The 13,481-nt window shown below is 64.0% G+C and carries 15 protein-coding genes and 1 pseudogene; 8 read left to right on the top strand and 8 right to left on the bottom strand.

Annotated features, from left to right (window positions below):
- Window positions 1–345, top strand: a pseudogene (locus VBO01S_RS32665) (cyanate transporter); the annotation flags it as partial.
- A 20-nt stretch (window positions 346–365) separates the two neighbouring features.
- Window positions 366–860 (top strand): nucleoside deaminase, encoded by a 495-nt coding sequence (locus tag VBO01S_RS11995; RefSeq protein WP_062474282.1) that lies wholly within the window; start codon window positions 366–368, stop codon window positions 858–860.
- 4 nt (window positions 861–864) lie between these two features.
- Here the strand turns inward: VBO01S_RS11995 and VBO01S_RS11990 are convergent, their stop codons facing one another.
- A complete protein-coding gene (locus VBO01S_RS11990) occupies window positions 865–1,725 on the bottom strand; it encodes a DUF7822 domain-containing protein (RefSeq protein ID WP_062474281.1) in 861 nt (286 codons plus the stop codon).
- A 140-nt stretch (window positions 1,726–1,865) separates the two neighbouring features.
- On the opposite strand from VBO01S_RS11990, the gene VBO01S_RS11985 reads away from it, so the two are divergent.
- Window positions 1,866–2,258: a hypothetical protein gene (locus VBO01S_RS11985; RefSeq protein ID WP_062474279.1), complete on the top strand. Its 393-nt coding sequence runs from the start codon at window positions 1,866–1,868 to the stop codon at window positions 2,256–2,258.
- Window positions 2,259–2,283: 25 nt separating this feature from the next.
- Here the strand turns inward: VBO01S_RS11985 and VBO01S_RS11980 are convergent, their stop codons facing one another.
- The 5 genes from VBO01S_RS11980 to VBO01S_RS31755 all read right to left on the bottom strand — a co-directional run bounded on the left by VBO01S_RS11980 (window position 2,284) and on the right by VBO01S_RS31755 (window position 6,894).
- A complete protein-coding gene (locus tag VBO01S_RS11980) occupies window positions 2,284–2,709 on the bottom strand; it encodes a PaaI family thioesterase (RefSeq protein ID WP_062474277.1) in 426 nt (141 codons plus the stop codon).
- A 102-nt stretch (window positions 2,710–2,811) separates the two neighbouring features.
- Window positions 2,812–3,633, bottom strand: coding sequence for a 2,5-didehydrogluconate reductase DkgB (dkgB, locus tag VBO01S_RS11975; RefSeq protein WP_062474275.1), 822 nt, complete (start codon window positions 3,631–3,633; stop codon window positions 2,812–2,814).
- A 52-nt stretch (window positions 3,634–3,685) separates the two neighbouring features.
- On the bottom strand, window positions 3,686–4,888 hold the full coding sequence (locus VBO01S_RS11970; protein WP_062474273.1) for an MFS transporter: 1,203 nt from the start codon (window positions 4,886–4,888) through the stop codon (window positions 3,686–3,688).
- A gap of 109 nt (window positions 4,889–4,997) precedes the next feature.
- Window positions 4,998–6,362 (bottom strand): reverse transcriptase domain-containing protein, encoded by a 1,365-nt coding sequence (locus tag VBO01S_RS31760; protein ID WP_169805049.1) that lies wholly within the window; start codon window positions 6,360–6,362, stop codon window positions 4,998–5,000.
- On the bottom strand, window positions 6,355–6,894 hold the full coding sequence (locus tag VBO01S_RS31755; protein WP_082818108.1) for an SLATT domain-containing protein: 540 nt from the start codon (window positions 6,892–6,894) through the stop codon (window positions 6,355–6,357). Before VBO01S_RS31755 ends, VBO01S_RS31760 begins: the two co-directional genes overlap by 8 nt.
- A 504-nt stretch (window positions 6,895–7,398) precedes the next feature.
- On the opposite strand from VBO01S_RS31755, the gene VBO01S_RS11965 reads away from it, so the two are divergent.
- Window positions 7,399–7,719 (top strand): hypothetical protein, encoded by a 321-nt coding sequence (locus tag VBO01S_RS11965; RefSeq protein ID WP_062474271.1) that lies wholly within the window; start codon window positions 7,399–7,401, stop codon window positions 7,717–7,719.
- A gap of 49 nt (window positions 7,720–7,768) precedes the next feature.
- On the opposite strand, the gene VBO01S_RS11960 is transcribed toward VBO01S_RS11965, so the two are convergent.
- Window positions 7,769–8,614 carry an alpha/beta hydrolase gene (locus tag VBO01S_RS11960; RefSeq protein ID WP_235944225.1) on the bottom strand — a complete coding sequence of 282 codons (846 nt, stop codon included), beginning with the start codon at window positions 8,612–8,614 and terminating at the stop codon, window positions 7,769–7,771.
- A gap of 164 nt (window positions 8,615–8,778) precedes the next feature.
- Between VBO01S_RS11960 and VBO01S_RS11955 the strand changes: the two genes are divergently transcribed.
- Window positions 8,779–9,408 carry a 2-hydroxychromene-2-carboxylate isomerase gene (locus tag VBO01S_RS11955; protein WP_062474267.1) on the top strand — a complete coding sequence of 210 codons (630 nt, stop codon included), beginning with the start codon at window positions 8,779–8,781 and terminating at the stop codon, window positions 9,406–9,408.
- 25 nt (window positions 9,409–9,433) lie between these two features.
- Here VBO01S_RS11955 and VBO01S_RS11950 read toward each other — a convergent pair whose 3' ends face one another.
- Window positions 9,434–10,345 carry a LysR family transcriptional regulator gene (locus VBO01S_RS11950; protein ID WP_062474265.1) on the bottom strand — a complete coding sequence of 304 codons (912 nt, stop codon included), beginning with the start codon at window positions 10,343–10,345 and terminating at the stop codon, window positions 9,434–9,436.
- 180 nt (window positions 10,346–10,525) lie between these two features.
- Here VBO01S_RS11950 and VBO01S_RS11945 point away from each other — a divergent pair, with 180 nt between their 5' ends.
- From VBO01S_RS11945 to VBO01S_RS11935, 3 genes are all read left to right on the top strand, one after another.
- Window positions 10,526–11,179, top strand: a complete 654-nt coding sequence (locus tag VBO01S_RS11945; protein ID WP_062474264.1) for a hydrolase — start codon at window positions 10,526–10,528, stop codon at window positions 11,177–11,179.
- A 29-nt stretch (window positions 11,180–11,208) separates the two neighbouring features.
- Window positions 11,209–11,505, top strand: coding sequence for a DUF1427 family protein (locus VBO01S_RS11940; RefSeq protein WP_062474262.1), 297 nt, complete (start codon window positions 11,209–11,211; stop codon window positions 11,503–11,505).
- A gap of 80 nt (window positions 11,506–11,585) precedes the next feature.
- Window positions 11,586–13,478, top strand: coding sequence for an amidohydrolase (locus VBO01S_RS11935; protein ID WP_062474293.1), 1,893 nt, complete (start codon window positions 11,586–11,588; stop codon window positions 13,476–13,478).
- Window positions 13,479–13,481: the final 3 nt, after the last annotated feature.

The raw sequence follows: 13,481 nt of genomic DNA, 5'->3' as shown, positions 1-13,481 counted from the left end.
GTCATCGCCGTCGTGCTCGGCACCGGCCTGGGCGGTGCGTTCTCGCTGTGCATGGTGCTCGCGCTCGACCACCGGCCCGACCCCGCGCAGGCCGGCGCGCTCGCCGGCTTCATGCAGGGCGTGGGCTTCATGATCGCGGCGCTCGCGCCCTTCGTCACCGGCTGGGTGCGCGAGCAGACCGGCGGCTTCACCATGGCCTGGGCCTACCTGGCCGCTGTCACCGTGCTGCTGCTGCCCGCCGTGCTGCGCTTCGACCCGCGCCGCTACGCCAGTGCCACTGCCGGCCTGTTCGGCGCGCAGGCCGCGCCCGCGCCGTCCCCCATCGAGCAGGCCCGCAAGGCCTGAGACAAACGGAGATTCGACCCATGTACAACGAACACTTCATGCAGCGCGCCCTGGCCCTCTCGGCCCGGGCGCTCCAGGAGCCCGGCACCGAGCCCTTCGGCGCCGTCGTCGTCAAGAATGGCGAGGTGGTGGGCGAGGGCTTCAACCACTCCGTCGCACACCACGACCCCACCTCGCACGGCGAGGTCGAGGCCATTCGCGATGCCTGCCGCCGGCTGGGCACCGTCGACCTGTCGGGCTGCGAGCTCTACACCTCGTGCGAGCCCTGCGCCATGTGCGTGGCGGCCATGCACATCGCGGGCATCGGCCAGCTGTACTACGCGGCCACGCTCGCGCAGTCGGGTGAAGCCTTCCAAGGCGTGACCGTGGCGGCACGCCACCCCATCGACGTCGACGTGTTGCGCACCGAAGCCGGCGCACCGCTGGCCGCGCGTGCGCAGCCGGCCGAGCAGAAGATGGACGCCGAAGCCGTGCGCATCCTCTCGGCGTGGGCTGAGCCGCGACGCGGCGACTGAAGCGCTACGCGGCCGCAGCGTCGCCGCGCGTGGCTGCTTCGAACTCGGCGCGGTTGAGCAGGCCGAAATACAGCACGTCGTACCACTGCAGCCCCAGCGGATATTCCGTGGCGCGGCTGCGCGTGCTGTCGCAGTCGTCGTCGAAGCGCAGCCCGAAGAACGCATCGAGCGGGGCCGCCTGCTTTTTCGCACCCGCCTCGCGCAGCAGTTGCGCCGCCGCCGCGATGTCTTGCGGCAGCGCATCGAGCGCGGCGCCGGCCTGCTGGCAGCGCGCGAGCTCCTTCTCGACACAGGCCCGCAGCGGGGCTTCTTCCGATTCGTACATCGTGTCGAGCTCGACCGTCTCCAGCAGCAGGTGCTCGTTGCGGTGGGCTTCGAGAAAAGCCAGGGTCTCGTCCAGCCAGCCCGGCAGCTGCGTCGAGCCCGTCGCGGGTGTGGCCGCTGCGGGCGCGACAGCTGCAGGCGGTGCCTTCGGTGCGGCCGACGGCGAGAACCAGCCCTTGAGCCGGTCGACGAACGACGTGGCCTTCGGCGCGGCCACGACGGGCGGGGCAGCAGGCGCGGGCGCAGGCACCGGCGCCTGCGCCGCCAGGTACCGCATGATGTCGATGAGCCGCTTCACCCGCGCAAAGCCCGGCTCGAAGCGGCCGCTGATCGCGTACAGCCGGACCTTCTCATCCCCCTCGTCGCTGTCGAGGCCGTCGGAGATCAGCGACGCGCACAGCTGCGGATCGCCCGACATCAGCAGCCGGTACATGAACGGAATGTCGTAGTTCCATTCGGAGATGCCCGAGATGGTTTCGGGTCGGTCCGTGTACGCCGTGGGCCGGTTGGTGAGGCTGTAGAGGTAGGAGCGATTGGCCATTGGATTGATGAAGTGTGAACGGCGGCTGCACTCTGAGTGCGCCGCGGTGAACCAACAAAAAATGAAGAAGAGCCACCCCTCGCGAAGCGGCCTTCGGCCTGGTCGACAGATTCTGCCTTCGCCAGATTTACACTCCGCCCATGCAAGGAAAGCAAGGCAACGGCGACGTTCAGAGAGGCCTGCAGCCCGTGGTGGAGCTGCGGTCTGAAGGCGCGTCGTACCTGTATTCCGTGCGCGCGCCGCGCTCCAAGGGCGTGATCCCGCCCAGCTCGTACAGCCACACCGGCTTTGCCAGCGTGGCCGATTGCCTGCGCGACATTGCACGCGCGCTCGGCGGTAACTTCAGCCGCATCTACGTGCGCCTCGAAGGCCACTGCGTCGGCGAGCGCGACATTGCCGAGCTGCGCAAGGCGCCCGACATCGTCGCGGCCGAACTGCAGGCCCTGTGCCGCGCGGTGATCGCCGAGCAGCAGAAGCCGCCACAGCAGCAACAGGAACAGCCCAGCGAAGTCACCGCCACGCCGCGTTGCTAGTGGCGCGAAGCGGGGTGCCGTTCGCTCACTGCGGCACGTTCACGATGGTCGCCTGCATCATCGCCACCACCTTGTAGTCGGTGTCGCCCGCCTTCGCGAAGGCACGCACTTCGCCCGTGCACACCGCGAGCAGCTTGCCCGAACTCTGCACCCGGCCCACCGCCAGGAAGCGCTCGCCCAGCGCGGGCCGCATGAAGTTGATCTTGAACTCCGCCGTCACCACGTCGCAGCCCTGCGGCGCCTTCGTGAGCCCCGCGTAGCCGCAGGCGCTGTCGACGATGCTCGTCACCGCGCCCGCATGCACATAGCCGCGCTGCTGCGACAGCGCTCTTGCAAACGGCATCTCGATGTGCACCTCGCCGTCGCCCACATGCACCAGCCGCGCGCCGAGCGTGGCCATCAGGCCCTGTGCGTTGAAGCTGTCGGAGATGCGGGTGTGGAGGTCGGTCATGGCTGGCAAGCGAAAAGAAGCAGAAGAAAAAGGGCGCCCATGAGGGCGCCCCGAGGGGGGCACTGCATTCTGCCGCGCGGCGCTATGTCCCGCGCCAGCGCCTCAGTCCCACGCCGGCGACAGCCCTTGCGGATCGGTCAGCCGCTCGCCCCGGTCGAGCGTGGCGATCTGCGCCATCTCGGCCTCGGTCAGCGTCAGTTGCTGCGCCTTCAGGTTGCTCTCGAGGTTCGCGCGCTTCGTCGACGACGGGATCACCGCGTAGCCCAGCTGCATCGCCCAGGCCAGCACCACCTGCGCGGGCGTGGCGCCGTGCGCCGCGGCAATGGCGCCGATCACCGGGTCGTTCAGCACCTTGCCGTAGGCCAGCGTCATGTACGAGGTGATGCGGATGCCCTGGCTCTGCGCGAAGGCCGCCACCTTGCGGTTCTGCAGGTAGGGGTGCAGCTCGATCTGGTTCGTGGCGATGGCCGGCGCGCCCACGGCGGCAATGGCCTCCTGCATCAGCGCGATGTTGAAGTTCGACACGCCGATCTGCTTCGTGAGCCCCAGCGCCTTGGCCTCGGCCAGCGCGCCCATGAACTCCGCCACCGGCACCGTGTTGCCGGGCGAGGGCCAGTGGATCAGCGTCAGGTCCACATGGTCTGTGCGCAGCTTGGCGAGGCTGTCTTTCAGGCTGGGCACCAGCTTGCTCTTCGCGTAGTGGTCGGTCCAGATCTTGGTGGTGATGAAAAGCTCGCTGCGGGCCACGCCGCTTTCGGCAATGGCCTGGCCCACCTCGGCTTCGTTGCCGTAGATCTGCGCCGTGTCGATCGTGCGGTAGCCCAGGTCGAGGCCGTTCTTCACCGAGTCGATCACCACCTGGCCCTGCAGGCGGAAGGTGCCGAGGCCGAAGGCGGGAATGGGGGTGTGGTTGTTCGTGGTCATGGCGTGTGTGTTCCTTGTGTTCAAAGAAAGAAAAAGAGGAGAAGAGGAAAGCTCAGTGCCCGACCGGCACCGGCCCCGAGGCGCGCACCGGAATGCCGGCACGGCGGTCGAGCGAGCCGCTCCACTGCGTGAGGGCGAGCGACACCAGCACGACGAGTGCGCCGATCCAGGGCGTGTGCATCAGCCCGAGGTGCGTCACGATCAGGCCGCCGGCCCAGGCCGCGCCGGCAATGCCCAGGTTGAAGGCCGCGATGTTCAGGCCCGAGGCCACGTCCACCGCCTGCGGCGTGAAGCGCTCGGCCTGCTTCACCACGTACACCTGCAGCCCCGGCACGTTGCCGAACGCCACCGCGCCCCACATCAGCACCGCCACCAGCGCCAGCCACTTGTGCGGCGCCGCGAAGTTGAAGACCAGCAGCACGGCCGCCAGCAGCGCAAAGATGATCTTCAGCGCCGGAATCGGGCCCATGCGGTCGGCCAGCTTGCCGCCCCAGATGTTGCCCACCGCCACCGAGATGCCGTACACCAGCATCACCCAGCCCACCGCGCCGGCGCTGAAGCCCGACACGTCGGTGAGGATCGGCGCCAGGAACGTGAACGGAATGAACGAGCCGCCGTAGCCGATGGCCGTCTTGGCGTATACCAGCAGCAGGCGCGGCTCGGCCAGCACCTTGGCTTGTTGCGCCAGCGAGGCCGGCGGCGTGTGGCGGATGTTGCCCGGCACGAAGATCCAGCTGCCCACGAAGGCGATCACGCCCAACGCCGACACCGCCAGGAAAGTCTCGCGCCAGCCGAAGTGCTGCCCGATGAACGTGCCCAGCGGCACGCCCGTGACCAGCGCCACCGTGAGGCCCGTGAACATGATCGCGATGGCGCTCGCCGCCTTTTCCTTCGGCACCAGGCCGGTGGCAATGGTCGAGCCGATCGAGAAGAACACCCCGTGCGCCAGCCCCGTGAGCACGCGGGCGGCAATCAGCGATTCATAGCTGGGCGCCTGCCACGCCAGCAGGTTGCCGACCGTGAACAGCGCCATCAGCCCGAGCAGCAGCGCCTTGCGCGGCAGCTTGCCCGTGAGGGCCGTGAGCACCGGCGCGCCGATGGCAACGCCCAGCGCATAGAGGCTGACCAAAAGGCCCGCCGAGGGAAGGCCGATGCCGAGGTCGGCCGCGACGGTGGGAATGAGGCCAACGATGACGAACTCGGTCGTTCCGATGGCGAAGGCGCTGAGGGTCAGCGCGAGTAAGGCGATTGGCATGAGAGCACTCCTTCTGGGATGGGAGGAGTGTCTTGCGGATACCTTTGCAGAAAAATAGTGATCTAAGAAGAAGATATTTGACTGTCAGTCAAATATAAAAGACTATGAATTAGGAAAAACTTAAAACGTCTTTTTCAAGACTTCGGGTGGCTCTTCGAATTAGTCGATGAAAAACGTAGTCAACTTCTCTGTCTGGAAGTTCATCGATCTTTTGCCCAATCCCCGTTAGAAATTTTTTCTTCTTTTCTATTGAAAGAAAATCGTAGTTGGGGATGTACCAATGACTTTCTTTGTCCGTTCTTTTGGATTCGTAGAAGGCCTTCAGCAATCTCTTGGGGTTCGGCGGCTTGGCTATTTTAAATCGATTGAAGAGTAGCTCAATAGTGTTGTCCACTCTTCTTAAGATGCTCAGATCGTTGATTTGCGAGTAATAAAAGACCCAGCCAAATCTTTGATTTTTATAGATGCATCCAGTTATTTTTAAGTTTAGATTCCATCTAAATCTTACTAGCGCTGCTTCTTGTTCTTTTGCATTTTTTGCATTTCTAAGTCGATGCTTGTACTCTGAAAATGCGTCGACCAAAGATCCTTCGAAGTTTATGACGCTACTTTTTCGCACCGAAACCTTGTGGGGTTTGATCGCGTAACCCAAAAACTCGAGCCCGTCCGAAATTTTCCCTATTTTTGTTTTCGATCCAATGGAGTCGATCGGATGAGGGTTTAATTTACTTGTTCGAAGGATAGAGTTTATTTTTGCAAATATTTCCCGAGGATTGGAGTCTGTCAGTACTATTAGGTCATCGACAAATCGGAAAAAAACCGGAGCAACCTCCTTAATCTTGCTGTCCACATCCATCATAAATATCTCCGCCAAGACATTTGAAATGGATAAGCCCTGGGCAACTCCTTGCTCTACTTTTGATGCGCCCTTTATGTTTGATTCCGAGACGGTTGGACTTTCCAGTGCTGCTATAAAAAGTGTCCGAAATTCCTCAAGTCTTATTCTCTTTCTTATTTTGGAGATCAGTAATTTGTGATTGATGGATGGATAAAAATCCTTGAGATCAATCTTTATGAAGTGAGTATGGTCCCCCCCGTCAACTGCCTTCTTGAGTTTTTCAATTTTGTCTTGTGGGAGGGAGGGTTTTGACTCGGGAAACACCTCAAAAAGATATTCGCATAACAACTTCAGCGTAAGCCGATCGCGAATTGTTGGTATCGAAAGTTGCCTAGGAGATTTGCCTAGGCCCTTTGAAATTAATTTTTCTTTGTATTTTGTAAATCGATACTCTCCCGAAAGAACTTTTCGAGAGATTAATGCAATTTCCCTTGCATTGTTGCCATCAAAATTTTGCGAGTCCACGCGGTCAAGGCCGATCGTTTTCGTGCCAACAATCTTTGTGTCATAGACGGCCTTGATCTTGATTTCGGAAAACGTCTTTCGAAATGCGCGGGCGGCGTTCGGCTTAGACAAGTTTTCTCCAAAATGCTGCAAAAGGAAGCAGATAGAGCAGTAAAAATCCCCCCATTCGAGCTATGCACAAGGAAAAAAACAAAAAATAATCAATCTTTGTTGGTTTGTGAGAGCTGAGAATGGAGGAATTAAAAATTCTAAAATGCCGGTAGTCGTATGGGGTGTGATTTTCGCATTCCAGAAGAAGCTTGGAATAAAGTTCGGGCTTTTTGTCTGCTGGAATTGTTCCAGAATTTAGCTCTTCGTACAGGCGCTTTAGTGAGATGTGATTTGCGCGCATCTGCAATGCTCTGCCTCTGTAGTCTCTACTTGCAACGAGTAATGAAATTCCCAATAGTGCTATTGAAAGGATTGTGGTGTAGATGTCCGTATTTGGTCCTGCAAATTTTTCGTATCTCAAGGCCACAACTGCTGCTGCAGAGGAAACTATTGCGTACCAAACTAATAATATTTGGGAATGAAGGTCGTTGTTCTTGAGGCGAACTTCTGCTGCGATGCGAGATTTGTAAGTAAACCAAATATCGTGATTCATGAGGTGGAGGAGCGAGAGTTTGAAAGTTATGTTAATCGCCCTTTTCAGGACCAGAGGCTTTCGCCTCAACGGGAGGCCCGTTTGTCATCAGATTCGCCGTCTGGGACAGCTTTAGACCCGCCCCTCCGGTTCATATTGTTACATGTCTGCGGTTGGTTTGTCAGTCAGACAGATAGGTGCAATCACTAGGTGGTTGCTGAAGGGACGTGGCGATGAGTGCTTTTGTGATGGGCCGCAGTCACTAGATATACTTTCGCGTCGCACGAGATTGCGATCGGGTTTGGAAGCCCGCTAAAACCCCTGCGACGAAAGCCGCAGGACCCGCACATGGTCTGCGGCTTTTTCGTTCGCGCTGCTTTTTTAGGCGGCTCGGACGGGAGGGCGCGAGTCCTGCCGGTTTCTCTACAAGGGGTTTTCCGGTCTTCCAACCCGTTCGAGCTGCCGCCATCGTTTGGAAGCGGGGGCGTCGGTTGTAGCAAACCAAAATCCCTCCGGAGGCCGCACATGGCTGAATCTGCACCCGTCCCCGCGCAACCGAGCGCTCGCCCCACTTTCTCGTCATCAGACCTCGACGACCTTGCGGTCCAAGCCTGCGACGACGCCGACAACCTCAACGCCGTAATGCGCGCCTACACCGCCCTAGAAAAGCTCGTAGACACCAGCGCCCTGAACGACAGCGAAGAGCTCGCCCCCACCCGCACTGAACTGAGCGCCTTGTTGCGCCTGCTCAACGAGGCATTGATGACACGCATCGCCACCGTCAACGCAACAGCAGGCGCCGTACGCGATGCGCTGCAAGCACAACCCTCGCTCAAGCCGGCGTAGCCCACAGCGGCCAGCGTGAAGCCTCTGCATCACGCCCGGCCCGCAACCCTCAAGCCGCCTTCGTCTCCGGCAACACCGCCGTCAACGCAAAGTCCACCAGCATCAGCCAGGTCTCTTCGAGCCCGGTGATGTTGTGGTGGTCCGAGTTCGACACGGTCTGCACGCTCACGGGCGTGGGCCAGGCGGCGATGAGTTTTTCGGAGCGTTCGTGGGGCACCACGTCGTCCTTCGCGGCGAGCAGCACCTGGGTCTTGGCGGCGACTTCCTTGCTGTGCTCGATGGAGTTGAAGCGGTGCCGCAGCAACAGCGACAGCGGCACGAGCGGAAAGCGCTTCTTGGCGACTTCGAGCAGCGAGTCGTAGGGGGTGATGAGCTGCAGGCTCGCAAACTCCTGCCGCGCCACGAGCTGGATGGCCACGCCGGTGCCCAGGCTGCGGCCCACCACGTGCAGGCGCGCCTGCGGAAAGGCGCGGCGCAGGTGGCTGGCGAACTGGGCGGCGTCGGCCACGGAGGCAATTTCCGAAGGCGCGCCCTGCGAGTCGGCCACGCCCCGGTAGTTGAGTGCCGCAAAGCCGAAGCCCTCGGGCAGCCAGTGCAGCATCTGCGCGGTGGCGCGCACGTCTTCGCCGCGACCGGCGAAGTAGATGAACAGGTCCTGCAGCGCGTCTTCGCCCTGCGGGTGGTACACGTAGCCGCGCACCATGCCGCCGGGCACGGGGTGCGAGTAGGTCGAAAAATCGTCCGACAGATGCACCACGGGCAGCTTGCGGGCGTTGAAAAGAATGTGGCCCTGTCGCGTGGCGAGCAGGGTCCAGTAGGCGGCCAGGCTGCCAATGGCGGCGGCCGAGGCCGACAGGGCAATGCGGGCAATCTTGGCTTGGGTGTTCTTCTGCAAATCAGGGCTCCCGGGAAAGTGGCGGCGGTGCATTGCAAGGGCAGGGCCCGGCCGATGCACAACGCGCAAGGGGCGTAGTTTCACCGCGTTCGCGAGGCGGTGCGTTGCGAGGTGTATGGCCGTGGCGCGCGGCGCGTCGGCCGGGGGCTGAAGATAATCCCCGCATGATCGCCATCGACTGCTACTACAGCCTTTCCTCGCCCTGGGCCTACCTCGGCGGCCCGCAACTGCAAGACATCGTGCGCCGCCACCATGTGCAGCTCACGCTCAAGCCCTACGACTTCCAGGCGGTGGTGCCGCAGACCGGCGGCATTCCGCTGAAGACGCGCCCCGAGCCACGCCGCACGTACCACGCGCTGGAACTGTCGCGCTGGCGCGATTACCTCGGCATGCCGATGAACCTGGAGCCCGCGCACTACCCGAAGGGCGCGCCGACCGACCCGAACTGGAACAAGTACCCCGGCTGGATGGTGATCGCCGCCCAGCTGCAGGGCCTCGACGCGCAGCCGCTGTCGCACGCGCTGCTGCGCGCGCTGTGGGCCGAGGAGCGCGACACGGCGCAGGCCGCGGTGCGCATCGCCGTCGCCGATGAAAACGGCTACGACGGCGCGGCGCTGCAGGCGCTGGAGCAGTCGGCCGAGGTGCTGGCGGTGTACCGCGCCAACAGCGCCGACGCGGTGGAAGCGGGGGTGTTCGGCGCGCCCACGTTCATCCTGAACGGCGAGCGCTTCTGGGGACAAGACCGGCTGGCGTTTCTCGACCGGGCGCTCGACAAGCTGCGCGCCGGCGATTGAGCGACAACCTCTCTTTTTTCTTCTCTCAGAGGAACGAGCGCGGCAGCAGCGCGGGCACGAGCGTGCGGTGCAGCCGCTCGCGCCACCAGCGCAGCGCCTGGCCCTGCGCGCCGGTCTTCCATGCGAGCCAGAAGGCTTCGGGTGCACGCGGTTCCTCGGTCGGCAGTTCGACCAGCGTGCCGCGCGCCAGCTCGTCGGTGATGCAGGCGCGCGGCAAGAAGCCGTGGCCCAGCCCGGCGACCTGGCAGGCGACCTTGGCGGCCATCGACGGCACGGTGATGCGCGGCTGGCCGGCCATGAGGCCCACGGTGCGGTCCGACAGGGTGCGCGCGGTGTCGCCGACCACGATGGCGTTGCAGTCGATGAGGTCGCCGCGCTGCACGGGGCGCTTCAGCCGCGTGAGCGGGTGGGTGGGCGCGACGCAGAAGGCGAACTCGAGGCTGCCCACGGCCACGGCCTGGTGGCCGCCGCCGGCCGGGCCTTCGCCCGCGGCCACGACGATGTCGGCGCGGCCCTCGCGCAGCGCTTCCCAGCTGCCGGTGAGCGCCTCGCAGCCGATGCGCAGCCGCGTGCCGCAGCGCAGGTCTTCGAAGGCGCGGATGTCGTCCATGAAGGCCTGCGTGGGAATGAGCGAGTCGTGCACCAGCCGCAGCTCTGATTCATAGCCGGTGGCAATCTGCCGCATGCGCGATTCGAGGTCGCTCGCGGCGCCGAGCAGCCAGCGGCCTTCCTTGAGCATTTCTTCGCCGGCGGCGGTGAGGGTCACGCGCGGGCCGTTGCGCTCGAACAGCAGCATGCCCAGCTGCTCTTCGAGCTTGCCCACGGCGTAGGAGATGGTGGAGGGCACCTTGTTCAGCCGCGCGGCGGCGGCGGCAAAGGAGCCGTGGCGCGCAATGGCGTCGACGACCTCGATGGCTTCCAGGGTGAGCTTGAGCACGGGGCGTTCCTCGCAGCAAAAAGGAATGATCGAAAACTTCGATCATTGATGGTGAAAAGTTTCGTCGATAGAGGCCTGCGTGCACCGGATGATTCAGCCCACGCCAAGGAGATTCCCTCCGAAAGCGATTGTGAACCGAATCGAATATCCACGCACCCAACTTTGCCGAAGGAGCCTTTCATGACCGTCCAAGCCACCCCCACCGCCGGCGCCAAGCTGCTCACCCCCACCGACCACACGCTGGTGATGATCGACTTCCAGTCGCAGATGGCCTTTGCCACGCATTCGATCGACGCCGTGAACCTGCGCAACAACGCCGCGCTGGTGGCGCAGGCGGCGGCTGGCTTCAAGGTGTCGACCATCCTCACGACGGTGGCCGAGAAGAGCTTTTCGGGCCCGATGTTCAGCGAGATCACCGACGCCTTCCCCGGCCAGAAGATGCTGGACCGCACCTCGATGAACACCTGGGAAGACGCCGCCGTGATCGAGCGCGTGAACGCCATCGGCAAGCCGCGCATCGTGCTGGCCGGCCTGTGGACCAGCGTGTGCATCGTGGGCCCGGCGCTGTCGGCGCTGGACCAGGGCTTCGAGGTGTACGTGATTGCCGACGCCTGCGGCGACGTGTCCACCGAGGCGCACAACCGCGCCATGGAGCGCATGGTGCAGGCCGGCGCGCAGCCGATGACCTCGCTGCAGTACCTGCTCGAGCTGCAGCGCGACTGGGCGCGTGGCGACACCTACGAGTTGACGACCGGTATTGCGAAGAAGGTGGGCGGCGCCTACGGTCTGGGCGTGACGTACGCCAAGACGATGTTCGGCGCCCACGAGGGTTGAGCGCAGAGCACCCGCAAGGCCGACCGACCATGAAGACCTATGTCGTTTCCCTCGCGCTCGGCCTGCTGGTCGGCGTGATCTACGCGCTCTTCCAGGTGCGCTCGCCGGCGCCGCCGGTGATCGCCCTGGTGGGCCTCTTGGGCATCCTGCTCGGCGAGCAGATCCCGCCGCTGGTGCGGCAGGTGTTCGACCGGCCGGCCGCCACCTCGTGGCTGCATGACCAGGTCAAGCCGCACGTGTTCGGCGAGCTGCCGACCTGCGCGCAGCCCGGGGCGGTGAAGTCTGCCGCCACCGGCAGCCGCCCGTCCGAGCGGAGCGACGCATGAACGCCCCCGACCCGCAACGCCGCCACTTCCTGGGCGCCCTCGGCGCCTTTGCAGCCACCTCCCTCGCACCCGCATCCACCATGGCCACCACCCAGACCCCCGACCTCATCCTGCGCAACGGCCGCTTCACCACGCTGGACCGTGCCAACCCCACGGCCGACGCGGTGGCCATCAAGGACGGCCGCTTCACCCGCGTGGGCCGCGCCGAAGACGTGCTGCCGCTGGCCGGCAGCCAGACCCGCGTGATCGACCTGCAAGGCCAGCGCGTGCTGCCGGGCCTCATCGACAACCACCTGCACATCATTCGCGGCGGGCTGAACTACAACATGGAGCTGCGCTGGGACGGCGTGAAGAGCCTGGCCGATGCCATGGGCATGCTCAAGCGCCAGGTGGCGATCACGCCCGCGCCGCAGTGGGTGCGCGTGGTGGGCGGCTTCACCGAGCACCAGTTCGTCGAGAAGCGCCTGCCGACCCTGGCCGAGCTGAACGCGGTGGCGCCCGACACGCCGGTGTTCATCCTGCATCTGTACGACCGCGCGCTGCTCAACGGCGCCGCGCTGCGCGCCGTGGGCTACACCAAGGACACGCCCGCGCCGCCCGGCGGCGAGATCGTGCGCGACAGCGCCGGCAACCCCACGGGCCTGCTGCTGGCCAAGCCGAACGCGGCCATCCTCTACGCCACGCTGGCCAAGGGGCCGAAGCTGCCCTTCGACTACCAGCTCAATTCCACGCGCCACTTCATGCGCGAGCTCAACCGCCTGGGCGTGACCGGCGCCATCGACGCGGGCGGCGGCAACCAGAACTACCCCGACGACTACGAAGTGATCCAGAAGCTGCACGACGACGGGCAGCTCACGATCCGCCTGGCCTACAACCTCTTCACGCAGAAGCCCAAGGCCGAGAAGGACGACTTCCTGAACTGGACCGCGAACTCCAGGTACAAGCAGGGCGACGATTACTTCCGCCACAACGGCGCGGGCGAGATGCTGGTGTTCTCGGCGGCCGACTTCGAAGACTTCCGCCAGCCGCGCCCCGACATGGCGCCCGAGATGGAAGGCGACCTCGAAGGCGTGGTGCGCATCCTGGCGCAGAACCGCTGGCCCTGGCGCATGCACGCGACCTACGACGAAACCATCAGCCGTTCGCTCGACGTGTTCGAGAAGGTCAACAAGGACACGCCGCTGGCCGGCCTGAACTGGTTTTTCGACCATGCCGAGACGATTTCCGAGAAGTCGATGGACCGCATTGCCGCGCTCGGCGGCGGCGTGGCGGTGCAGCACCGCATGGCCTACCAGGGCGAGTATTTCGTGGAGCGCTACGGCCCCGGCGCGGCCGAGGCCACGCCGCCGGTCAAGAAGATGCTGGAGCGCGGCCTGAAGGTGTCGGCCGGCACCGACGCGACGCGCGTGGCCTCGTACAACCCGTGGGTGTCGCTGTCGTGGCTGGTCACGGGCAAGACGGTGGGCGGCATGCAGCTGTACCCGCAGCGCAACTGCCTGGACCGCGAGGCCGCGCTGCGCATGTGGACCGAGAACGTCACCTGGTTCTCGAACGAAGAGGGCAAGAAGGGCCGCATCCAGGAAGGCCAGCTGGCCGACCTGGTGGTGCCCGACCGCGACTTCTTCGCCTGCGCCGAATCGGAGATTGCCGACACCACGGCGCTGCTCACGATGGTGGGCGGCAAGGTGGTCTACGGCGCCGGCCCGTTCGCCGCGCACGACGAAGGCGGCCTGCCGCCCGCCATGCCCGACTGGTCGCCCGCGCGTACCTTCGGCGGCTATGCCGGCTGGGCCGACACGGCAGAGGGCGCGCCGCTGCAGAAGGTGATGCGCAACGCCGCGATGTCGTGCGCCTGCGCCAACGACTGCAACGTGCACGGCCACAGCCACGCGACGGCCTGGAGCAGCAAGCTGCCCATTGCCGACCTGAAGAGCTTCTGGGGCGCGCTGGGTTGCGCCTGCTGGGCGGTGTGATGA

Origin of the sequence: Variovorax boronicumulans NBRC 103145, assembly GCF_001591345.1 — a bacterium.
Lineage (GTDB): Bacteria > Pseudomonadota > Gammaproteobacteria > Burkholderiales > Burkholderiaceae_C > Variovorax > Variovorax boronicumulans.
This window is presented reverse-complemented; position numbering and strand designations above follow the sequence as displayed.

Coding starts and splice junctions, on each gene's coding strand:
- VBO01S_RS11995 (WP_062474282.1), top strand. CDS start 366: ATGTACAACGAACACTTCATGCAGCGCGCCCTGGCCCTCTCGGCCCGG.
- VBO01S_RS11990 (WP_062474281.1), bottom strand. CDS start 1,725: ATGGCCAATCGCTCCTACCTCTACAGCCTCACCAACCGGCCCACGGCG.
- VBO01S_RS11985 (WP_062474279.1), top strand. CDS start 1,866: ATGCAAGGAAAGCAAGGCAACGGCGACGTTCAGAGAGGCCTGCAGCCC.
- VBO01S_RS11980 (WP_062474277.1), bottom strand. CDS start 2,709: ATGACCGACCTCCACACCCGCATCTCCGACAGCTTCAACGCACAGGGC.
- dkgB (WP_062474275.1), bottom strand. CDS start 3,633: ATGACCACGAACAACCACACCCCCATTCCCGCCTTCGGCCTCGGCACC.
- VBO01S_RS11970 (WP_062474273.1), bottom strand. CDS start 4,888: ATGCCAATCGCCTTACTCGCGCTGACCCTCAGCGCCTTCGCCATCGGA.
- VBO01S_RS31755 (WP_082818108.1), bottom strand. CDS start 6,894: ATGAATCACGATATTTGGTTTACTTACAAATCTCGCATCGCAGCAGAA.
- VBO01S_RS11965 (WP_062474271.1), top strand. CDS start 7,399: ATGGCTGAATCTGCACCCGTCCCCGCGCAACCGAGCGCTCGCCCCACT.
- VBO01S_RS11955 (WP_062474267.1), top strand. CDS start 8,779: ATGATCGCCATCGACTGCTACTACAGCCTTTCCTCGCCCTGGGCCTAC.
- VBO01S_RS11945 (WP_062474264.1), top strand. CDS start 10,526: ATGACCGTCCAAGCCACCCCCACCGCCGGCGCCAAGCTGCTCACCCCC.
- VBO01S_RS11940 (WP_062474262.1), top strand. CDS start 11,209: ATGAAGACCTATGTCGTTTCCCTCGCGCTCGGCCTGCTGGTCGGCGTG.
- VBO01S_RS11935 (WP_062474293.1), top strand. CDS start 11,586: ATGGCCACCACCCAGACCCCCGACCTCATCCTGCGCAACGGCCGCTTC.